We start from the raw sequence: 23,577 nt of genomic DNA on the forward strand, positions 1-23,577 counted from the left end.
TACAGTATGTATTACTTATTAGTAGTAAACTTAGTAGCAGTCGTGTTGGTACTAGTAGATCTGGTACTACTAGACTTCAAACCATCCATTACTGCGTTCTCCAGGCTAGTGTCTACAATACTAGAATCTACAAAAATGGCTAAAGAAAGGTTCGCGTCATTTAATCTACTTCCTTTAATTGTCGTTGCTGTCAAAGCAGCTCCAACGAGATTTACACCGCTCAAAACAGAATTGGTGATATCTGTGTTTTTCAAGTTAGCTTCTCGAAAGCTTGCTGCACTAAAGTCGCTTTTGTCAAACTTTGATTTTACGATTGTGACTTGATGCAATATTGCATCCATAAGTATAGAGTTGGTCACATCAACATCTATCATGGTTGCATTGCTAAGATCTCCAGATTCCAAATACACATTTTGCAATGTCGTTTTAATCATCAGAGAACGTTGGAGATTCACACCAAAAGCTATCGAATCCTTCACAACACTGTCATTTAACTTCACTGAAGATAAATTGCTTGTATACAAATTCACATTATTCCAGCGTATTTTCTGCATATATGCTCCAATCGCGCTAGTATATTTGAAACTTGAGTCAGAAATTGTGGTTTCTGAAAGATTTGCATCGCTAAAATCTGCAAAGTCAAAATTGACTCTGCTCAAGGATGCTTTACCAAAATTAGCAGAACGAAAATTACCATGCACTCCAAGAACGTTTGATATATTAGTTGCAGAAAAATCAGCGCTTTCTGCATACACATGACTTAAATCTGCGTTGTCCATGGTATTAGCCGCAAAGGTTGCGGAGGCTATGTTCGCTCTTTCAAATTTTGCACCATCAAGTTTTGCGTTTGTGAAATTTGCACCTTCCAAGTATGCGCCTTTAAAAATGGCATTAGAAAGGTCAGTATTGCTAAAAGTCACTTTTTGTAGCTGCGCGTAAGAGAAGTCAACACCAGCAAGATTTAAACCTGAAAAATTATCACCTAGATCTTGCGCTAGTTTGATTGGCTCTCCACTTTCCCTCCGCTTTTTAATGTACCCTTGAATTTTGGCCTTCGTCAAAGTTGACTTGGCAAAGCTTATACCGCCGGTATTGCTCCGCTCTTTTTCCAACTTTTCGACGATTTCGTTAAGTTGCTCTCCGATGTTGACGTTACCTATACCATCGTCACTTATGGCATTTGTGGAGTATGATACCACAAACAGGCAAAATAAGCATACAACGTGCAGCATTACATCATCTCAAAAGTCCCTATAAATACTTTTTTACAAGTACTTCTGCAATTTGTACAGCATTTAAAGCGGCTCCTTTCTTCAAATTATCGCTTACGATCCACATATTGATACCATGTTTTATCGTGTCGTCTCTTCTAATCCTTGAGACGTATACAGCATCTTCTCCAACACATTCTGCTGGAGTAATATACGAGTTAGACTTTGGCTCATCCACAACAACAATACCTTCTGCTTTTCGCAAGCAGGCTGTTGCATCCAATGGCGTGATCTCCTTCTCAAATTCAATATTGACAGCTTCAGAATGTCCTATAAACACTGGTACGCGGACGCAAGTTGCAGACAGTTCAATCTGTGGATCAAGTATTTTCTTCACTTCGACACGCATCTTCCACTCCTCCTTTGTATAATTGTCTTCCATAAAGACATCAATGTGAGGAATTAAGTTGAACGCAATACGCTTTGTAAACTTTTGAGGCGGTATATTGCTGTTCATGTATTTCGCTTTTGTCTGGTTATACAGCTCATCCATTGCATCTTTCCCTGCGCCTGATACAGACTGATAAGTCGATACCACGACTCTTTTTATCAGAGCCAAATCGTGCAGTGGCTTTAAAGCCATCACCAACTGTATAGTTGAGCAGTTGGGATTGGCTATAATATTTTTGCGGTAAAAATATGATATGTCTTTGTGATTTACCTCTGGCACGACTAGAGGTACATCTAGATCCATTCTAAAGTGTGAAGAGTTATCAATCACCACGCACCCAGCATCCGCTGCTATTGGGGCGTAGTGGGATGATACTTCTCCCCCTGCTGAGAACAGTGCTATGTCCGTTCCTTGGAAGTCGTACTCATTCAGGTCCTGTACCTGTATCACCTCATCTCCAAAGCTAACCTTCTTTCCTGAGGATTTTTTAGAAGCAAGCGCGACAACATCGGATACAGGAAACGACCTGTCCGCGAGGCTCTTAAGCATCTCACGGCCCACGTTCCCGGTAGCACCTACTACAGCTACTTTATAAGACATAGCAATACTCCAACAATTTGTAAATCTTCACATTTGCTCTTCACTTTAACGCCGATGCGATGATCCACACTCAACTTAAACGTAAAGAGACAAACTTAGAAAAACCTTTTTTTCTTTCTGAAGCCGTCTCTTGGTTCTTTCTCATCACGATTTTCTCTTCTGCTATCGGATCTGCTATCGGATCTTTGGTTATCATCCATTCTTGGTCCACGTTCTTTGTACTTAGAATTCCGGAATCTGTTACCACTATCTCCTCTATCGCTTCTGTCCGCTCTATCTCCCCTTCGTTCGAACCTACCTTCTTTATGCTTCTGTGGAATATAGTTCCGTTTTCCTCCATCTTCTCTTAAAGTAAGCTTAATACGGTTACCTTCTACAGATAGTATCTGAACCTTAACAGCTTGTCCTTCGGTCAAAACATCAGAAATAGTTTCAACTCTCTCAGAACTTAACTCTGAGATGTGTAGGAAACCCTCTTGACTTCCCAAAAATTTGACTATAGCACCAAATTCCATCAGTTTGATTACGATACCCTCATAAAACTCACCGGCCTTAGGCACTGTAGTAATATTTTGAATCATACTTAGAGCGATTGCTCCTTCTTCCTCTGTTATGCATGCTATATTAACAGTACCGTCATCATCTATGTTGATCTTGGTATTGCTTTTTTCGCAGATATCACGAATCACCTTACCACCTGCTCCTATAACATCACGAATCTGTTCTTTATTGATCTTAATAGTGATCAGACGCGGTGCATTTGGATTTAGTTCCTGTCTAGGGCTCTCAAGCACGGCACACATCTTACTTAAGATGTGTATTCTTCCATCTTTTGCTTGATACAAGGCTTGTTTGATCATGTCCCTATCAACGCCAGTAATTTTGATATCCATTTGCAGCGCAGTGACACCAGCTGAGGTACCTGCAACTTTAAAGTCCATATCACCTAAGTGGTCCTCACTACCGGTAATATCAGACAATATATAAAATTTCTCTCCTTCTTTGATAAGGCCCATTGCAATACCAGCAACAGGTGCGCTGATAGGTACTCCTCCATCCATCAAGGCCAAAGAAGTTCCACAAACAGTGGCCATAGAGGAAGAACCGTATGATTCGGTAATCTCAGACACTACTCTGATCGTATAAGGAAACACCTCTTTCGTAGGTAAAACACCAGATATGGCTCTTAAGGCCAACTTACCGTGTCCTATCTCACGTCTTCCAGGCGCTCTAAGAATACCAATCTCACCAACACTGTACGGAGGAAAATTGTAGTGCAACATGAATCTATCAGAAGACAAGCCCTTGATATTATCGACCATCTGTTCGTCATCAACACTGCCTAGAGTCAACACACACAATGCTTGAGTATTACCTCTCGTAAACAGAGCGGAGCCATGTACTTTAGGTAGTATAGCTACTTCGGATGTTATATCACGTATCTCAGACGCTTCTCTGCCGTCTAGCCTTTTTCCTTTGCTGACAACGTGATGCCTGACCATTTTCTTCTCTAAATCGTGAAACGCCTTTTTGCTGGACACTTCTGATATGGAGTGCTCTGCAGCAAGTTGTTCTACCGCTTTAGTTCTCAAGGACTTTATCTTCTCTTGACGTTTTGCCTTATTGGTATCGGTAATAGCGTGGCCCAGCTCTTCCTTGACTAACTTTTCTACAAGCTCTGTTGCCTCTGTGTTATCAAAGAGTTGAAACGCATGTCCTTCTACATGCACTTCTTTTGCAAACTCTTTTATCATTTCGATAACAGGGACAAAGTGCTGATGCCCAAACATAACGGCTTCCAACATCAGATCTTCCGATAATTCCTTTGCAGAAGACTCGACCATTAAAATAGAATCTATGGTACCTGCAACTAGCAATTCAAGTTGACTTTCCTCTAAATCTACAGGAGATGGATTGAGCATATACTGCCCATTCTTATACCCAACACGTGCACCGGCAATTGGTCCTAAGAACGGAACACCAGATATAGTCAACGCAGCAGACGCCCCTATCATTGCCAGTATATCTGCGTTATGGTCTTTATCGTAAGAGAGCACTGTGCATATCACCTGCACTTCATTTGTAAAACCGTCTGGAAACAAGGGGCGTATTGGCCTATCTATAACCCGTGAGGTCAACACCTCGTGTTCGGAAGGTTTACTTTCACGCTTATTAAAGCCACCTGGAATTTTACCAGCTGCATAAAATCTCTCTTGGTAATTTACAGTCAGAGGAAAGAAGTCTATTCCATCTTTAGGTTCTTTATCAACAACTACAGTACAAAGCACCACAGTATCCCCCATAGAAACCTCTACTGCAGCAGTAGATTGACGCGCGATTTTACCAGTCTCTAATTTTAGAACTTTTCCGGCCCAATCAATACTTTTAGTACATATTTTAAACATTCATTTACCTCTAATAAAATACACGGAACACAAAAAGAGTGCACGACATGCATTGAAATTTACTTATTGACATTAACTTTATACAAGTCAGCTACTTTCTTAACCCTAAACGAGCTATCAAAGCCTGATATCTTTTCTCTTCTTTTCTCTTGAGATAAGATAGCAGCTTTCTTCTTCTGTTCACAAGAACCAATAGACCCTTTCTAGACTGAAAATCCTTAGGATTAAGTTTAAAATGTTCAGTCAACGTGAGTATTCTTGACGAAAGAACTGCCACTTGTACTTCAACGGACCCAGTATCTCCTGCAGCGAGAGCAAAAGTTTCAATAACCTGTTTTTTATTTTCCTTAGTAATCGACATCACAACGCTCATTATATAGTTAAATAGTTAAAAACACGCTTTGGCTTGAGCAGCAGTCCATCACTAGACCCGCACAAGGCGACCAGCTGTGAAGCATGCAACACAGCAACTTCACTTCCTACAGAAGAGCTTCCCAACTTGTTAGAAATGGGTTGCCCCATTCTTAACCTTTGAGCTTCAGCTCCACTTATCTCCTGCACTAAGATGCCGTCAAGCACAGAAGCTAGCGGGCGCATATATGGCTTTAATAACCTACTTAAGATAACTTTAGTAGAACTACAGCCATGCACCAAGTCGGAGTCATTATGCACTAAAAACTTTAGTTGATCCAGCGAAATCGCATCGTCAACACAAAAATTACCAATACTCAACCTTCTTAATGACGAAACGTAACCACACGTGTTCAGCTTTATCGCCATATCCAGAGCCAAAGACCGGACATAAAAACCTTTGCTACATTTTAGCAAGAATGATGCAGAATCAGGAGTCACATTTGTTAGCTTCAAACTAAATACTGTAACAGTTCTAGGTGCTATAGAAAACGCAACATTCTTTCTTGCAAGTTCTGAAGCTCTTTTACCACCTATTTTAATTGCAGAATACTGGGGTGGAGACTGTTGTATATCACCTTCAAATTGTCTCATCACCTCTTGAATTTCATTTTTGGATGGTCTGTGAGGTGATGTCTCGATGACCTTACCTTCTGTATCTACAGTATCACGTGATTCACCCCATGTGACAGTGAACTCATAAACCTTCGCACCATTCATAGCGTATTCGACAGTCTTGACTGCCTGTCCTATTCCTACTAACAAGAGCCCTGATGCGAACTTGTCCAAGGTACCAGCATGCCCAACCTTTGAGTCAGATACGCCGCATTTTTTTAACATGCTTTTTACTGCCAACGTAGCTTGAGACGATGTGATACCTGGCTGTTTATCCAACAATAACCAACTGTCGATTGTCATAGCTTCTAGTCTAGAACAGGACTCGATTCAATGTCTTCCAGAGGGTTATTTGGTAAACTTTGATGGGAGTCATCGTGATATCCCTCGTAGACATGCTCTTTATTATCAGAAACTTCACCGAATTTCCTTAGATTTAACGTTTTGTTTTGAATATAAAGCTCAAATTTGTAAAAATCTTTACTTTGAGAAGAGTGATGATCAACACATATTACAAACATATCTCTGCCCATCAAAAATCCATTGATGAACGTTTGCATTATCTGTACAGCCTCTTTATGCAACCCTGTAAACGGCTCATCTAGTAACAGGAAAGTTGCATTTTGCACCAAAGCGGATATCAACAGCACCTTTTTCTTTTGGCCTCCACTCAAGACACTTCCCCAATCCTGAGCTGTGTTCATAAACTCCGTTATGTCACACTTTTGATTGCCTATTTTGTCTTCGTTACACAGGTCCAGAATTTTCAACATACGCAACACATTGTTGTATGCGGCAGAAAATTGATCAGAAGAGATTTGTGATGGATAAGCGATTGCCTGCAAAAGTGTTGTGTTAGGAGGGAAAAAATCAGACTGAGACATGAACACAATATTATTTGAGTCGTCTGACAAGGAACCTTTGGGATATTTAATGCTTCCGGTAGCGCTGATGCCGTTGTACATAATGCCTTTGATCTTTGCCAGTAGACTACTTTTACCGGATCCTGAAGGACCTGTTAATGCATAATATCCAGGCGATAAGCTTATGTGCTCTGCATAAAAGAGGTCTAAATCTCCCACAAACAGCCTCAAATTTTCTAACACCAGTTCTTTCCCCTGATGCTCTACACGTTCAAAATTCGGTACGACGAATCCTTCTATGACCTTTACTTTATCTATAAAAGTGTTTAAGCGGTTTAAAGCACTCGTCACTTCCTGTATAGCAACGCTGTTTTTTCCTTTCCAACCCATGAAATATGAAATACTATCGGTAGCTCCCCATATCTTGAGCCGTAAATCTGGCATAATTTCCCCAACTCTAACTTTCGCAGCTATTACAAAGCAAGTAAAAATTGCATCTACATATAATTCTACTTCCTTCCACGTATTGTAAACGTTAGTCACCAACAAAAGCTTTGTAGCAACACTTCTCACTTCATCGTTAATTTCTTTTAAGAGTTGACTACTGTAAACAAAGCCATTTCGCTCTACAACGGTCTCGACATTTCTTAAATCGTGCTTTAAAATGATATTTTTCTTGGTGTCTAGTTCCCTTATGATATTATTATATAATAGCATGGGGCTAGCTAACTTTTCTGATAAATATTGTGTAAGATAATAATATAGCTGGTACATCACAATTACGTCTTGAGCATTGTGTTGGTACATCACATACTGACCATATGTCGATTTCATCAACTCACCGAAGAATGTTTTTCTTAACATTTCGCCTGCATTCGTTACAGTCATGATGTCGGTATTGATATTATCTATTAACACCTCTATGCTTCCTTCCTGTAACATTTTCAAAGGGATTTCCCCTACCAGCCACTTCTGTGTTATACCATCATAGAGACTGTGCTGCAATTTAAAGCTGAAGTAGGCTTCAAAAGGAGCTACCAGCCCTTCCCTTACAAATACTAAGCCCATTAGGCCTTTAGAAACCTCCCACATAGCAAACTTAAAGTCATCCCACACCATCCTATTCTTTACGTCACCATAGAAGCCCTCGGCTTGCTTTTGACGCGATCCCATAAACTTAAAGAAGAAATACTGTTGCAATACCGATAGGCCTGCACTAGCCACAGATTGCTTTTTCAACAAACTGACATATTCTTCTCCTTCTCCCAACTTTGTGTAAATGTCCATCGTCTGATTTTGCAATTGCAAGATTGTGATAGGCTGTACTTCTATGCTGTTATAAGCTCTAGTGAAAGCCACAAGACTTGCTATCACTTCTAAGGAGTACGGAGCGATCTCATCTAAACGTGTAATCGCAGCATGTACAATCTGAAGCTTTGAATCTTGTGATAGCAGCTTACCCATCACGTTTATCAGCTTATCCTTCAACAAATGTGTAATCGCAACACATGCTGCAGCAGTGGATACATAACGTGCACTGTAAAACTGCTGTTGTATGAGCATTTCCTCAACGCTTACAGCGGACACACTAACAACTGCTCCTTTCCAACCAAATACATATAGCCCATACAAGCTTGTTTGTGACACAAGGGCTACTTGGTTTGCATATTGTTGATATTTTCTGTCTACCATTTCTGAAAACGCCAAATTTAGTATTCCACCTATCCCCATCACCGCCCAAGAGGTTGTTAAGGTTGCAAATGACGAACATCCTTGAACAATAGGAGCAACATAATAACTACTGGTGTAGTTTGACTTTAACAGCGCCTCGTCTATAACACCAGCTGTGACACCAGCTACGAAGCCAGGCAAGCCAAAACCTACCCATCCAGCAGCACCAGTAGCTAATGGCACTACAAAATGGTCGCCGTTACTTTCAATATATTCTTTCAGTTTTTGTGTGACCATGTTGCTACCCTTTGATCAAATTCTATTTTGACTACATTCTGTCTAAAGCTTTGATACCAAGCAGTGAGAGACCGCTTGACAAGACAGACTGCAATGCCTTGACTAATCCCAGCCTTGCCTTTGTTAGCTGCTGATCACTGTCAATAATAAAGCGTAATCTTTCCGACTCTATACCACTGTTCCACAACATGTGAAACTTATGTGCCAACTCTTCAAGATAAAAAATCAGCCTATGCGGTTCATACAATAATGCAGCAGACTCTATCACTCTAGGAAATAGCGCAAGGTGCTTAATCACACCTATTTCCATTTCTTCTTTAAGCAGCTCTGATTTAAATACCTCAAAATCCACATTAGCTTTTCTCAATATTGAGCAAGCTCTAGTATGTGCATATTGGACGTAAAATACCGGATTATCCTTTGTCTGCTCCTGTACTTTTACGAAGTCAAAATCAAGCATAGTATCGCTTTTTCTGCTTAACATAACAAACCGCAGTATATCCTTATCAACTTCTGCCAACACGTCTGCAACACCAATAAATATTCCAGCACGCTTTGACATCTTGAAAGGCTCACCTGATTTCAACAAATTCACGTACTGATAAAGCTTTACCTCCAGTTCAATAGCCCCTCCACTCAGAGCATTTACAGCGGATTTTAGGCGCTTTACGTATCCAAAGTGGTCTGCACCTAGTATGACTATCAGTCTGTCATACTTCCTCTTCAGCTTGTGCAGGTGATACGCTATGTCGCCTGCGAAATACGTAAAAGTTCCATCGCTTCTCTTCAGAGGCCTATCAACGTCATCACCAAAGGATGTTGATCTAAAAAGATCCTGTTCTCTCGGCTCCCACTCCTCTGGTAATTTACCTTTAGGAGCTCCTAGTATACCTCGGTATATAAGCCCTTTTTCTTGCAATAAGGCAAATGCCTCCCTTTCCATACCAGAATCCAGTATATCATCCTGCTCGGAGGTGAAAAGATCGTAGGTCACACCAAGTGCAGCTATGTCTCTTTTAATCAAAGCCATCATGCTGTCAATAGCAAACCTTCGTACTATTTTGAACCTTTCCCATTCTTCCATTTCCTTCAATGCAGGACCATACTGACCCAATAGCTCTTTAGCAACATCTACAAGATATTGGCCTGGATAGTGCTCATCTTTTAAATCCACATTGTCTCCAAGAGCTTGGAGGTACCTTACCCACAATGATTCCGTTAGTAACTTGACCTGGTTTCCAGCATCATTGATGTAGTACTCTTTTACGACTTTGAAGCCGATAAACTGCAAGAGTCTTGACAAAGCGTCACCATATATCGCACCCCTAGAGTGGCCGACATGCATTGGGCCAGTTGGATTGACTGACACAAACTCAATGTTCACAGTACTTCCACTGCCTATGCTAGACCTGCCATACCCATCCCCCATCTTTACAACGTTACTGACCAACCCTTGCCAGAACGATGGTACAAAAACCATATTGATGAAACCTGGAGCTACAACTGTGACATTTTGGACCTCGTCAAACTTTGATATTTCATTGGCCAAAGTTTTTGCAATGTCAATTGCAGCCTCGTTTTTAGTTTTTGCACACAGCATAGCTATGTTTGTCGACAGCTCTCCATAGGACTGGTTTTTGGGAAATTCAACTACATTGACTGGGAATTCAGCGTCTGTATTTAAAGTTCTTCGTACTGTTTGTACGATTTTCTCACTCAAAGACTTTAAAATGTCCATTTGCTCTTAACCACGACAACAGGCTTGCACAGAAAGATGCATAATCACTCCTTGATGGCAGAGGATCTTGGGCTCAAGTACTTCATAAACTCATTGTTCGGACTTATTACAAGAGTCGTATTATTTCTATCTATCGTTTTTTTATAAGCCTCAAGTGTCCTATAGAACTCATAAAACTCAGGATCCCTACTGAAAGCTTCTGAGAAAACTTTAATAGCTTCAGCATCCCCTTGACCTTTCAATATCTGAGCTTCTTTTTGAGCATCGGCAAGTATCACAACTTTATCTTTATCAGCCTTAGCATTGATTATCTGGGCTTCTTCAGCACCTTGTGCTCTAATTTCTTTTGCTTCCTTTTCGCGCTCAGTTTTCATTCTTCTGTACACTGCCTCTCTACTTTTTTCAGGAAGATCTGCCCTCATGATTCTGACGTCCACTACTTCTACTCCAAAACTTTCACTTTCCTTGTTCACAAGATCTCTAATTTTTCTCATGATTATGGCTCTTTCCGGAGTTAGTAAGCTTTTAAAGGGCATACTACCAAGAACTTGTCTGAGACTTGAGTCTAATATCGGAGCAAGTCTGGCTTTAAACTTATCCTCATTTTGCACAGTTTGATAAAACTTCAAAGCGTCAACTATCTTGTATTTACCAAATGCGTCGACTCTCATAGTTTTTTGATCTGAAGCTATCACCTCACTTGTATCAGATCTCAAATTTTCTATTCTTTTATCAAAGAAAAACACTTGCTGTACAAACGGTAATTTTACCTTCAGTCCAGGAGTGACTTCCTGATTTACAGGTTCACCAAACTGGACAACCAAAGCAATTTGACGCTGATCAACCACATACACCGAGTTAACCAACAAAAGAACAAAAGGTATAAGAATGATGTATAATCTCAACATATATTGACCATTACAAAATTATTTCGAATCCACCTTATTTCTGACACCACTCATAACATTCAGCTGAGGGGCATCTTGATTTTTCTGCTTCATAAGCTCCTGTAAGGAGAGATATGGAACCGTATTGCCAGAAATCTTATTGTCTATAATAATCTTATTAACACCAAACAAGATTTTTTCCATTGCTTCCAAGTACATTCTCTTTCTAGTGATTTCCTTGGACTTCTGATACTGCTGGTACACGGATACAAATCGGCTTGCTTCTCCCTTTGCATTGGCCACGACCTGCTGTTTATATCCTTCGGCTTCTTCAATAAATTGTTGAGCCTGACCCCTAGCTTCTGGGATCACAGCATTTCTATAAGCTTCTGCCTCGTTTATGATCTTTTCTTTGTCAGCTTTAGCAGACTGAACATCGCGATACGCATCTATCACCTCAGGTGGTGGCTGCACAGCCAGCATCTGTAGCCTATCCACATGAATACCGATCTGGTAGCTATCCAAAATGCTTTGCAACAGCTGCTTTGCCTGCTGCTCTATTTGAAAGCGTCCATCAGCCAACACACTGGATATGCTGTGCACACCTATAACTTCGCGCATAGCACTTTCCGCACAGCTTTTAACGGTATTTTCCGTGGACAGATCTCTAAAGTTAAACAGGTAGTCTTTAGCATTTGTAATACGCCACTGTACCTCTAACTTGATATCTACGATATTTTGATCTCCTGTCAGCATTTGACTTTCTTCTGGAACGCTTTGTATCTTATTTGTGTCCTGCTGAGCGTTACTGCTAGATCTCAGAAAAATGATGCTAGGATTATCAGCGCTTGTAGATCGAAATCCTATAATTTCCCTGTTGACCCTCGTCACGCTTACTTTAATAACGCTCTCAATCGGACCAGGCAATTTGTAGTTAAGACCAGGTACAGATGTTCTGCTATAACTCCCAAACCGCAGCACAACTCCTTCTTCATCTGGCTGTACCGTATAAAAACCTGTACACAGCCAAGTTATAAACAAAACCAATGCGGCTCCAACATAAAACTTTTTTGGAGGGGCAGATAAACTTGCTCTACCTCCCATGTCGGGACCGCTTTCAAACACCTTTCTTTTTGCATTAATGAAGTTCGCCACCTTACTTTGGCTTTTTTTTATTAGCTGATCAAGACCACTTTTATTAGAGGAATCGTTACTGCGCCCTTTGTCGCTCCAGGGATTATGAAAATCTGACATAATTACTTTTGCCAAAAAGTTGTTTATATGTATATTGGTAATTCACCATACCTTACTAAATTACTTATAGCAAGTTAATGTCCCAAACTACAAAAGAAATTATTTTAAGCAACCTCAGGAACATAATAGATCCAACTACAAACGAGTCTGTCATTACTTACATACCTGAGATTGTGACTAAAAATAATCAGATTTGCTTCACACTTGAGTACGAGGCTTTGTCAACAGAGGCAGAAATATCTGAAAAACAGACTTTAATAAAACAATGCTATACCGCTCTAAGCAACGCAGGCATTAACAACGTCAAAATCATACTTAGCACAACCAGTAAAGAAGCTCGCACCAACACAAAACCTCAATCCCATGTTCGATCAACTGTACAGGGAATTAAAAGGATAATTTTGGTGGCATCCGGTAAGGGTGGGGTTGGCAAGTCGACTGTTTCAGCCAATCTATCTGTTGCATTAAAGAAAATGGGATACAAAATAGCTTTACTAGATGCTGACATATCAGGACCGTCTATACAGCTAATGTTTAACTCTTTCGGTCCACCGATATATCAAAACAATCTCATGTTGCCTGTGATAATGCATGATATCAAACTGATGTCTATGGGCTTTTTTGGGGCACCAGATGTAGCAACGCTTTGGCGCGGACCGATGTTAACAAAGGCGGTTCACAATTTACTGACGATGACAAATTGGACATGTGATGGACAAGATGTCGATTGTTTAATCATCGACACACCGCCAGGCACAGGGGATATACATCTCAGCTTGATTAACAACTACGGTATAGAAGGAGTAGTGATCGTTACCACACCTCAAACGGTGGCTTTACAAGAAGCAAAGAAGACCTATGACATGTTAAACAAAATGACCGTTCCAACAATAGGTATCGTAGAAAACATGAGTTATTTTCACAATACTGCATCCACCAATGTTGTTTATATATTTGGGCAGGATGGTGGAACAAAACTAGCAAAAGAACTGGGAGTACCACTACTTGGAAAAATACCGATAGAACCAAAGATAAGAGAACAATCGGACATTGGTATGCCAATTACTCTTGATAACAACAAAATTGGGGATTACTTTGTAAAAATAGCGGAAGCAGTAGCCAGCAAACACATATTATAAATATTATGACCGAGGCTACGGAGGCTCCAATATCTTTAACTTTGATGTCAAAAAAAGCGTTAATCTGGTTTTTATGAGACATTTCTGTCGCTATCAGAACAAATATACATTAATTGAGGTAAATTGGCTCCTTGTGCAATCTTTTTATGTCACAAATATCACTTTACAATCTCTTGTTGATTGACTTGTTGATTTTTATTTGTATGATTGCATCTACACGTATCAAACTAAACACTGCACTTGTTTATAGCAAGTAAACATTTTTCTTATTATTAATCTTTAAGGGAGAACATATGAGTGATATCGAAACTAGAGTAGTCAAGTTAGTTGCAGAACACCTAGACATAGATACTTCTAAAGTTAAGATCAGCGCAAAGTTTAGCGACGATTTAGGCGCGGATAGTCTCGATCAAGTTGAGTTAGTCATGGCGTTTGAAGATGAGTTCAACATTGAAATCCCGGACAACATTGCGGAGAAGATAGTAAAAGTACAGGATGCTATTGACTACATCAAACAACAAGTAGAGAAGGTTTAGATTCCTCTCTCATTTTTGTACGTATCGCTATTGATCATATTTTCATGAGACGCGTAGTAATAACAGGAGTAGGCTTGGTGACACCGCTTGGTGCATCTGTTCGGGGCTCATGGTCTCGCTTGATTGCTGGTGAATCTGGCGTTGATCGCATTCCTGAGACACTTTTTGACACATCTGATCTTGCGACTCAAATAGCAGGAATAATTCCTGATAGCACAACTCAGGATGGTTTAGATCTCAGCAAGTACATCAGCACCAAGGATTTACGTAAGATGGACAGATTCATGCATCTTGCCATCGCGGCCGCATCACAAGCAATTGAAGATGCTGGGTGGAATCCATCTTCTGAAGCCTCTCAAAACAGAACAGGAGTTTTCATAGGTTCTGGAATTGGAGGACTCACGCTCATAGAAGAGAATGCAAAGGTCCTATTTGAAAGAGGACCAAACAAGGTTACACCATTTTTTATACCATCCTCATTAATTAATCTTGCCGCTGGTCACATAGCCATGAAATATGGCTTTAAAGGACCAAATCACTCTGTAGCAACTGCATGTTCATCTGGAGCGCACGCGATAGGTGACGCCGCAAGAATGATAGCCTATGGTTATGGAGATAAGGATGGTTACGCTGATGTGATGATTGCGGGAGGAAGCGAAGGAGCTATCTGTAGATTAGGCATAGTTGGATTTAATGCCTGCCGCTCTCTTTCCACAAACTTCAATCATTCTCCACATCAGGCCTCCAGACCATGGGATAGAGACAGGGACGGCTTTGTAATGGGCGAAGGGGCTGGTGTATTGGTGCTTGAGGAATATGAACATGCCAAGAAAAGAGGTGCAAGGATATACGCTGAGCTTGTAGGATATGGTGTAAGCTGCGATGCATATCATATGACCGCGCCTTCTCCAGAAGGTACCGGAGCATTATCTGCTATGAAAATGGCGTTAGAGCAAGCAAGGCTCAACACAGATGATATAGACTACATCAATGCCCATGGCACGTCCACTCAAATAGGGGACATGATCGAGTTGAACGCGGTGAAGGCATTGTTTCTTGATGCAGCATATAAACTGTCTATGTCTTCAACGAAATCAGCCACTGGGCATTTACTTGGAGCTGCTGGTAGTGTTGAGGCGATTTTCTCAATATTAGCTATGCAGGAGGGTATAGTACCTCCAACACTGAATTTAGATAATCCATCTGATGGTTGCGACATTGACCTAGTCAGGCATCAGGCAAAGCAACGCAAAGTGGAGATCGCACTTTCTAATTCCTTCGGTTTTGGAGGAACAAATGCTAGTCTAATATTTAGAAGGATCTAACGCACCGATCTACATGAGATTGAACAGACTTTTTGTCACGTTGTTTGTACTAAAAATTTGCCTATCTATCTGTTTGATATCTTACTCGTATTATTACGTATATATCAAACCTCACACACAGAACGACAAAGTTGTAGTCATTCCCCACAAAGTTTCAAAAAGTGAAATTGGACGCATACTTTACGCCACAGAAGTTATCGAAGATCAGGTGATGTTTTTTATCGTTTCGCATCTTCATTCGTTTCTGGGCAATCACTTACTATCTGGTGAGTATCTCTTTGAAAAAGGCTCTACACTAATGGATGTGATTAAGAAACTAATGTATGGGGATGTCATCAGATACAAGCTTACCATTCCAGAGGGGTATACGAATGCGCAAATTTATGATCTGCTTAACAGTACGGATAAATTGACGGGAGAGATCGATATAAGCAAGTATGGTGAAGGATCTTTATTTCCTGCCACGTATTTTTACAAAAATGGGACTACAAAAGAACAGCTATTGAAACAGATGAAAAATTTAATGTCAAAACATCTTGATGATCTGTCTTCGCAGACTTCATTACCTACACCCCTACGCTCCAACTACGAGCTAATCATTTTAGCATCTATAGTTGAAAAGGAAGCGAGTTTGGAATCGGAACGTCCTAGAATTGCGAGAGTATACTTAAATAGGTTGACGATAGGTATGCCACTACAGGCGGATCCAACAGTTATATATGCCTTGAGCCTTGGAGGACATACACTGGACGGTGAGCTAAAACGGCAGGATCTCAAGTACGTATCACCGTACAATACTTATCTAAACAAGGGTTTGCCTCCTACACCTATAGCCAACCCAGGGCTCGCATCAATCAAAGCGGTACTTCACCCAACGGATGGAAAGGAACTATACTTTGTTAAAAACAGCGATGCAGGACATAGCTTTGGCACCACGTACTTGGAGCATTTAACAAACGTAAGAAACTACAGAAAAGGGCAATACCAAGTTTCAGGTTAAATCCTCCTTTATCACTCCACGCACCTCCTCCTTTGCCATTTCGGCTCCCACCTTTTGTCATTTCACGCAAAAACAGGAATCCATTTGCCTTTCCCAACAACTTAACAGACGACTTTTGCATAATCTGACTGTCAAACCATGACAAAGTAGAAGATATACCCCTAGAAACTGCCCTCTTAGTGCCAACCAAACTTGATTTGATTTCTAAGCTTTAACAGCCCTATCACGTTTAGGACTACCAAAGCACCTCCAGAAAGGCTCATGATCAGATATACATGGCTTTGGTCTGCGTAAGAGAAGGTGAGGAACATGATCGTTGCAAACACTAGATATATAGTCTTGCCATACTTTGGAGCAAGAAATCTAGCGCACTTAGTGCCTACAACAACATATCCAATGATGGTTGTCCACCCTGCGAAAAAAAAGAACAGCACCATAAAAAACTTGACGTATGGAAAGACCGTAGCGAGTGCGGTAGCGATATACTGAGAAGCTTTTAAACCTTCTGCATTCCATACCAAACCTGTCACGAGAACTGACAAGATGGTCATTGTAGAGAATAGTGCATCACCTAATAGTCCAAATACTGCAATACGTGCTTGCCTCTCTGGTCGATTAGAGCGCGTCTCACTTTGAATCGTTGAATCATAACCGATGCCTATATCTCCGGAGTACACAGCACGAGAGATACCTTGCTGAGCAGCAAGCAACATAGTGCTTCCAACAAATGCGCCTAATGGTGCCATTCCGGTAAATGCAGACTTAAACACCAGGAATATGATACCGGGTAATTGCCAAGCATTTTCAATGATCACCCACATACACATAAATATGTACATAACCATGAACACTGGCATTAAAACGCTACAGATATTAGCAAGGCGATTGACTCCACCAAACCCTGTGTAGATTGTGGCGGACAACAAAACGATTACTACCACGAGACGCTCCACTTCAAACACCTCTGTGATCGTGTCAACTATCACTACAAATTGGTAGATCTCAACTCCATAAATGCACAAAAACACGGCAGCCAAGACTGGCAAGAGTTTCCCGAGATAACCCTTAGGGAAGGCTGCTTTCAAATAGTACATTGGTCCACCATCAAAGCCGCCGCTTTCATTTTTTACGCGGTAGCGTACACCCAAGTAGATCTCTGAGTACTTAATGATCATACCAAAGAACACAGCGATCCACATCCAAAGCAGTGCTCCTGGGCCACCTATTAACTGTGCAGCGACAACTGCAACCATGTTACCTAAACCTATCATTCCTCCTATTGAAGCGAAGTAAAGCTTGAATGGGTTGGTACCATGTTCTTGTCCCTGTGCTGACTCGTATAGTTCTTTCATCGTTCTCACTGGTGCCATCAGGACCTTAAACTGAAAACCTTTGCATTTGATGGTAAAGAAAATACCGGCTAAAATGACTATGGAGAAGCCCACGTAGGACCAGTAGATATCATCTAGAACGGTCAACACATCAAAGAGAGCATTCATAAGAAACGATTTGATAAATTTGTTAGCACAAAATGGTACCCGTGGCCGGACTTGAACCGGCAAGGGATTGCTCCCCACGGATTTTAAGTCCGTTATGTCTACCATTCCATCACACGGGCGCCAAGCTAGTGATTTACAATAGCTGCACCTATAATTCAATCATTTTCTTAAGATCGTCACAAAAATGTACAAGAAATGAACTGCTGCCATTTCGTGCGATAAATTCCTAAAAAGAGCTTGCGCGAAACTTTTTGTCATTTCCGCAAAAACGCGCATCCATTCACCTTTGCCAACAACTTAACAGACAACTTTTGCCCGAATTCTTTTCATTCTAATCCTTTTGGGTGGACAAAAAACAGAAATCGTACAGGGATTGAGACCTGCACTCCAACACGAATATCCACACTGATGGACTTATAACTCAGCCGCACCTTCTAGAGATACATGCCCTTCTGCTGGAGGCAACTCCACATTATCTTCTCTAAGAGCTTCATTGTATATTCCTTGTGATGGAGTTTGCTCTTCCATGTATATGTCTTGCAATACAGTGTATGCAAACAAACTATGTACTGCTTTCCATGGAGGACTATACTCTATGATCTTTCCACAGAGAAGTATACACTGTGCGATTGGTATACGCTGGAACTCCACATTATCTTCTCCAGGGGTTCCACCGTATCTCTCCGGAAATGTCCCTTGACATAGATGTACAAAGACAGAAACTTCATCCAACACGTTATATGCATTACACTCTAATCGTTCCAAAACAAAAGTAAACAATGAGTATTGTAACACAGCCCCCTCTGCAAAGAAAAAGCTTACAGGCTCTACCATTCCAAATTTAAAGTGTCTATAAACCACTTTCTGGAGATGCTCACATCTTGTTAGGAAGTCCATATTATGATTGATGCCAATACGCATACCCAGCATATCAAACGGCAAAAAGTTATCAAAACAATACCGATCTGCAGTTACCTTAAAGGCTGTCAACGCCTTCTTTATCTCAGTCACTTTTTGATCAAAATGTGTCATAAATATTATATTATTAATTGATTTAAGTAGTAATATTGCGCATTATACACAATATTCTCTCAAACATCAACAAAGAATTTACTATATACATACACCATGGCCTCTAGTAAAATCCCTAGTAGCTTTATCAATGCAATAACAATATGACTCGTCCTGCCATAGCCATACTATCTGCTGGCAACTTGATACACAACTTAGACGTCATCAAGACAAAGGTAGACCCTGTCAAAATTGTAGCGATGGTTAAGGCTAATGCTTACGGGCATGGCATTCGCTCGGTCGCTTCCAAACTTGATAAATACGCAGACATCTTTGGTGTTGCATCGATCGATGAAGCGATGGCGCTAAGAAAGATAGGAGTAAAAGCGCCAATTTTACTAACTGAAGGGGTCTTTGACCGTAGCGAATTATTGCTTGCGGCCACGGAAGGATTTCACGTTGTCTTTCACAGCGGTGTTCAGGTTGACATGCTGAAAAAGGTATTTTTGCCAGCACCAATATTTGCATGGCTGAAGGTGAACACGGGAATGTGTAGACTTGGAGTGGCGGTGGATGAAGCTAAGAAGTACTACGAAGTATTGTCTGAGCATCACAACATAGCAAAACCTATCAAGGTTATGTCACACTTCGCTTGTGCTAGCGATCTAGATCACCCGCTCAACCAAGAGCAGCTCCTAACCTTTCAAGCTCTCCAACACGTGCTCAAGGAAGCGGAGTGGAGCATATGCAATTCTGCAGGATTATTACACTTTTCAAACTGCCATTACGACTATGTAAGACCAGGAATCATGCTATATGGCGCCTCCCCTATTCCAGGTGTAGATGCTAGTAGCTTGGGTCTGAAACCTGTGATGACCGTACAAACTGCAATAATATCGATACAAATGCTCAAAAAGGGGTCAACTATTGGTTACGGGGCAAGGTACAAATGCCCTGAGGACATGATGGTAGGAATCATAGCTTTTGGTTATGGTGATGGTTATCCAGGGGCGGCGAAGGATGGGACACCTATTTTGATCAATGGGATTGAATGCTCTGTAGTTGGCGCGGTGTCAATGGATATGATAGCGGTGGATCTGAGACGATGTAATGGTAACTGCTCGATAGGCGATCCAGCAATACTTTGGGGTGAAGGCTTGCCTGTAGAACGAATAGCTGCTTACACCTCTAGTACAGTCTGGGAAATACTTACAGGAGTACAAAATAGGGTAAAATTTCTGTGGAGCCATACATAATACCAAATTTCAGATTAAATCAGGCAAATGGATTTGAGGATGAGGCTGCGTAAGCGTATTGAAATACGTGCGCAGAGCCGAGTTTCACAAAATCCGTTTTGAATCATTTAAAAATGAGATTTGGTATAAGCTCTAACGCGGCAACAGGAATTAATACTCCACCAACTTGAGATCAAACTAGACAGATATCAAAGATCTGATATAAAACGCGACTGTTGGTTAGTCGAGGTATCTCAAGGAACAGTCTGCTCGGGCCCATCTCATATTCCTCCCACGCTGATAATCCTAAAGAGAGGGCAGCCCTGCCCTTGTAACTAGATGTAAATTACTTCAATATCGGAAGTGCGCTATGAAAATCGTTGGCATTTTGAACATTACTCACAATTCGTTTTCAGATGGCGGACTCTATCTTGACACAATCGAGGCTATGAAAAGGTTAGAGCACCTATTTGCCAGTGGAGCAAACATAGTAGACATAGGTGGCACTTCTACAGCTTATGGCGCACAGCTCCTCGATCATGATGAAGAATGGAGCAAACTAGGCGCGGCTTTAACCTCATATCGGAATGTGTATGGTACAAATCGCCTTCCTGATATCAGCATAGACACATTTCATTGGAAGAGTGCTCAAAAAGCGATTGACTTTGGTGTAGGCTACATCAACGATGTCTCGTTTGGTAGGGATTCAAACATGCTAGACCTTATTGCTCAACACAAGCACGTCAAGTATGTATTGATGTATAGCCTTGTCTTACCTGCAGATAAATCGGTGAGGGTCAAGAAAGTACAAGAAATAGAGGAAAAATTTGAAGAAAAGTTGGATGAATGCATCAAAAGAGGTATCTCATTAGATCAAATCATTATAGATCCGGGCATAGGCTTTGCCACTAACGCCTCGCAATCATTTGAGGTTTTGAGAAACATTCGACTGTTCAAAAAATTCGGTACGGAAGTGCTTGTAGGTCATTCTAGAAAATCATTTTTAGAGATGATTACGGACCTTCCACCTATAGAACGAGATTTAGAAACAGTCGTGGCATCATTATATTTGCTTGATAATAACGTGGATTATGTCAGAGTACACAATGTGGAATGGCACAATCGTGCATTCGCGACAATGCAGGAACTACGTAAGCAATAGATAGAAAAGCAATAATATGAACGAGTTGTTATTAGAACTGTTTTCTGAGGAGATGCCCGCTATAATGATAGAAAGTGGCGCTAGGCAACTGGCCTCTTCAATCGCTAAAAACATTTCCGAAAAACTTCAGAACGTGATTACACCCCCTGAGGTTTACTTCACACCAGTGAGGATTGTGGTATATTTCAGAGACATACCTGAATCAAACACGAGTGAGTCGGAAGAAATTAGAGGCCCCAGAATTGAAGCAGCACCGACTGCCATTACAGGCTTCATGAAAAAATATAACATTACCAGACACCTGGACCTTGAAGTGAGGGATGGCTTTTACTTCTACCATTTACCTCGCGAACAGAAAAATCTCAAAGCTCTTTTACAGGAATCTATTGAAGAGGCATTAAATGAGCTCACATGGCCTAAATCGATGAGATGGGGCGATTATGACATTAAATGGATCAGGCCATTACGCTCCATACTATGTCTACTCAACAAAGATGTAATAGAGGTACGCTTTGGACATTTGACAGCTGGTAACACAACTCGTGGTCATAGGTTTTTGTCTGAGGGGCTTCAGACTGTACAAAGTGCTAATGTAGATGACTACGCAGCCCTATTAAAACAGCACAATGTTATCCTTTCTCAGGAAGAGAGAAGAGATATAATTCTTAAACAATCTCAAACGATAGGAGAGATCTTCACACCCGTGGAAGATCAGCAATTACTTAGTGAGATTGTCAATTTAGTAGAGTATCCTGTGTTGTACTTAGGTGAGATCAACTCTAGATTCATGGTATTACCTGAGGAGTTGTTGATTACCACTTTAAGAAATCATCAAAGATACATAATGCTACGTGATAGATCTGGTCGTTTGGCTCCTTACTTTGTTATAGTCTCCAACATTCCAGGAGTCAATGGAGGTAAGGAGATTATAGAGGGCAATCAAAGCGTCTTGGAGGCCAGATTATACGACGCACTGTTTTTATTTACAAATGACAGAGAGATGAAACTAGAAGAACGTGTGCTCGACTTAAGGAAAGTGTTATTTCATAGCGAGCTAGGGAGTGTTTATGATAAAATTGCTAGCATAAAAACCATAGCAAGCAAACTGCTTCAGTTTCTTTCCGAAGGGACTGACTGCTATGACATTCCAATAGACAAACTGGACCGTACAATAGAGCTAATGAAAGCTGATCTGACTACAGAGACTGTTAGAGAATTTCCCGAGTTACAAGGTATCATAGGATACTACTGTGCCTTATACAACGGTGAAGAGGAAGATATAGCGATCGCAATTCGTGAGCACTACAAGCCAAACGGAGCTGGTGACACGACCCCTAGCAGACCGTTATCTGTCCTTGCGGCTATGGCGGATAAACTTGATACTCTCAACAAGATGTTTAGCATTGGCATTAAACCTACGGGTTCTAAGGATCCATTTGCTTTGAGAAGGGCTGCAAATGGGGTGATTAGAATTATAAAAGCCAACGGGTTAAACATAGACATAGAGCTTGATTTTCATCTATTTGGTATCAGGGAAGATGTTGTCAATTTCATACTAGAACGTATGATCAACGAAGCTTTGTAGAAGAGTTATCATAAGCTTTACATACTCTACGAATCGCTTTTTGACGTACTGGTATTTCCTATTGTGAAAGTTGTCCACAACTTCAATAAAACCTACAGTGTTATGTGGCATCACCTTCTGGAAAACCATACTGCTTCTTGGTATGTGATACGAGGATGTTACTACACAGACCCTGGTATAGCTGTGAAGCTTCATAAAGGCTGACGTCTCAATTGCGTTTCCAACGGTGTCACGGGACAACCCTCCCAAGAATACCTTAGACGACACGACATTGAAGCGCTTTTGAAGATTCTCAAAGTCCCCAAGCGACACACCATGTCCTATACCTGATATGAGTATTGCTTTTGCGTCTCTTTGTGCAACATATTTGAAGCCTTCTTCAACACGTCTGTTATCTCCTGTCAACACAACGATCAGTTCTGGGGTTTGGCATACTGTTTTTGGCACGTACATGAGGAAGCATAGAAACCCTCCTATTAGCAGTAGGCCAACCAGACTGAACAGCAGAAGAAATAATCGTACCAAGCGCTTCATTGATCTAAAAACCTTAGATGAGTGGGGGGCAGAGTTACCAATGGCGGGGATGACGAGGCTCGAACTCGCGACCTCCGGCGTGACAGGCCAGCACTCTAACCAACTGAGCTACATCCCCTGGTATCATCAAGATATAACAGCGCAAATA

19 protein-coding genes and 2 tRNA genes are annotated in these 23,577 nt (G+C 41.0%); 7 read left to right on the forward strand and 14 right to left on the reverse strand.

From position 1 onward, the window contains the following. Positions 1–11: 11 nt before the first annotated feature. The 9 genes from EDM53_RS04125 to hflK all read right to left on the reverse strand — a co-directional run bounded on the left by EDM53_RS04125 (position 12) and on the right by hflK (position 12,418). Positions 12–1,232 (reverse strand): pentapeptide repeat-containing protein, encoded by a 1,221-nt coding sequence (locus EDM53_RS04125; protein ID WP_130122405.1) that lies wholly within the window; start codon positions 1,230–1,232, stop codon positions 12–14. 19 nt (positions 1,233–1,251) lie between these two features. Further along, on the reverse strand, positions 1,252–2,262 hold the full coding sequence (locus EDM53_RS04130; protein WP_130122406.1) for an aspartate-semialdehyde dehydrogenase: 1,011 nt from the start codon (positions 2,260–2,262) through the stop codon (positions 1,252–1,254). A 95-nt stretch (positions 2,263–2,357) separates the two neighbouring features. Further along, complete coding sequence (gene pnp, locus EDM53_RS04135) at positions 2,358–4,667, reverse strand: polyribonucleotide nucleotidyltransferase (RefSeq protein ID WP_130122407.1); 2,310 nt, start codon at positions 4,665–4,667, stop codon at positions 2,358–2,360. A 91-nt stretch (positions 4,668–4,758) separates the two neighbouring features. Beyond that, positions 4,759–5,028: a 30S ribosomal protein S15 gene (gene rpsO, locus EDM53_RS04140; RefSeq protein ID WP_130122408.1), complete on the reverse strand. Its 270-nt coding sequence runs from the start codon at positions 5,026–5,028 to the stop codon at positions 4,759–4,761. Positions 5,029–5,039: 11 nt separating this feature from the next. Then, complete coding sequence (gene truB / locus EDM53_RS04145) at positions 5,040–5,996, reverse strand: tRNA pseudouridine(55) synthase TruB (protein WP_130122409.1); 957 nt, start codon at positions 5,994–5,996, stop codon at positions 5,040–5,042. 5 nt (positions 5,997–6,001) lie between these two features. Beyond that, positions 6,002–8,524 carry an ATP-binding cassette domain-containing protein gene (locus EDM53_RS04150; RefSeq protein WP_130122410.1) on the reverse strand — a complete coding sequence of 841 codons (2,523 nt, stop codon included), beginning with the start codon at positions 8,522–8,524 and terminating at the stop codon, positions 6,002–6,004. Positions 8,525–8,555: 31 nt separating this feature from the next. Then, complete coding sequence (gene argS / locus EDM53_RS04155; protein WP_130122411.1) at positions 8,556–10,262, reverse strand: arginine--tRNA ligase; 1,707 nt, start codon at positions 10,260–10,262, stop codon at positions 8,556–8,558. 44 nt (positions 10,263–10,306) lie between these two features. Then, positions 10,307–11,170: a protease modulator HflC gene (hflC, locus tag EDM53_RS04160; RefSeq protein ID WP_207215472.1), complete on the reverse strand. Its 864-nt coding sequence runs from the start codon at positions 11,168–11,170 to the stop codon at positions 10,307–10,309. An 18-nt stretch (positions 11,171–11,188) separates the two neighbouring features. Beyond that, the gene (gene hflK / locus EDM53_RS04165; RefSeq protein ID WP_165379639.1) at positions 11,189–12,418 is read right to left on the reverse strand and encodes an FtsH protease activity modulator HflK; all 1,230 of its coding nucleotides are present in this window, start codon (positions 12,416–12,418) and stop codon (positions 11,189–11,191) included. A 62-nt stretch (positions 12,419–12,480) separates the two neighbouring features. On the opposite strand from hflK, the gene EDM53_RS04170 reads away from it, so the two are divergent. From EDM53_RS04170 to mltG, 4 genes are all read left to right on the forward strand, one after another. Then, a complete protein-coding gene (locus EDM53_RS04170) occupies positions 12,481–13,542 on the forward strand; it encodes an Mrp/NBP35 family ATP-binding protein (protein ID WP_130122413.1) in 1,062 nt (353 codons plus the stop codon). 293 nt (positions 13,543–13,835) lie between these two features. Beyond that, on the forward strand, positions 13,836–14,078 hold the full coding sequence (locus EDM53_RS04175; RefSeq protein WP_130122414.1) for an acyl carrier protein: 243 nt from the start codon (positions 13,836–13,838) through the stop codon (positions 14,076–14,078). Between the two features lie 44 nt (positions 14,079–14,122). Further along, positions 14,123–15,403, forward strand: a complete 1,281-nt coding sequence (gene fabF, locus EDM53_RS04180) for a beta-ketoacyl-ACP synthase II (protein ID WP_130122415.1) — start codon at positions 14,123–14,125, stop codon at positions 15,401–15,403. 13 nt (positions 15,404–15,416) lie between these two features. Next, positions 15,417–16,403 (forward strand): endolytic transglycosylase MltG, encoded by a 987-nt coding sequence (mltG, locus tag EDM53_RS04185; protein ID WP_130122416.1) that lies wholly within the window; start codon positions 15,417–15,419, stop codon positions 16,401–16,403. Between the two features lie 176 nt (positions 16,404–16,579). On the opposite strand, the gene EDM53_RS04190 is transcribed toward mltG, so the two are convergent. From EDM53_RS04190 to EDM53_RS04200, 3 genes are all read right to left on the reverse strand, one after another. Further along, the gene (locus EDM53_RS04190) at positions 16,580–17,902 is read right to left on the reverse strand and encodes an amino acid carrier protein (protein WP_130122417.1); all 1,323 of its coding nucleotides are present in this window, start codon (positions 17,900–17,902) and stop codon (positions 16,580–16,582) included. Between the two features lie 33 nt (positions 17,903–17,935). After that, a tRNA-Leu gene (locus EDM53_RS04195) sits at positions 17,936–18,021 on the reverse strand. Positions 18,022–18,316: 295 nt separating this feature from the next. Next, a complete protein-coding gene (locus EDM53_RS04200; protein ID WP_130122418.1) occupies positions 18,317–18,934 on the reverse strand; it encodes a hypothetical protein in 618 nt (205 codons plus the stop codon). Between the two features lie 143 nt (positions 18,935–19,077). Between EDM53_RS04200 and alr the strand changes: the two genes are divergently transcribed. From alr to glyS, 3 genes are all read left to right on the forward strand, one after another. Further along, positions 19,078–20,169, forward strand: coding sequence for an alanine racemase (alr, locus tag EDM53_RS04205; RefSeq protein ID WP_130122419.1), 1,092 nt, complete (start codon positions 19,078–19,080; stop codon positions 20,167–20,169). Between the two features lie 349 nt (positions 20,170–20,518). Continuing rightward, complete coding sequence (gene folP, locus EDM53_RS04210) at positions 20,519–21,310, forward strand: dihydropteroate synthase (protein WP_130122420.1); 792 nt, start codon at positions 20,519–20,521, stop codon at positions 21,308–21,310. 16 nt (positions 21,311–21,326) lie between these two features. Further along, the gene (gene glyS / locus EDM53_RS04215; protein WP_130122421.1) at positions 21,327–22,895 is read left to right on the forward strand and encodes a glycine--tRNA ligase subunit beta; all 1,569 of its coding nucleotides are present in this window, start codon (positions 21,327–21,329) and stop codon (positions 22,893–22,895) included. Here the strand turns inward: glyS and EDM53_RS04220 are convergent. Next, a complete protein-coding gene (locus EDM53_RS04220) occupies positions 22,866–23,348 on the reverse strand; it encodes a YdcF family protein (protein ID WP_207215473.1) in 483 nt (160 codons plus the stop codon). The two genes, glyS and EDM53_RS04220, sit on opposite strands and share 30 nt — an antisense overlap. A 122-nt stretch (positions 23,349–23,470) precedes the next feature. Beyond that, positions 23,471–23,547 (reverse strand) — tRNA-Asp (locus tag EDM53_RS04225). Positions 23,548–23,577 lie beyond the last annotated feature (30 nt).

It is taken from the genome of Rickettsiales endosymbiont of Peranema trichophorum (assembly GCF_004210275.1).
GTDB lineage: Bacteria > Pseudomonadota > Alphaproteobacteria > Rickettsiales > Midichloriaceae > RICK02.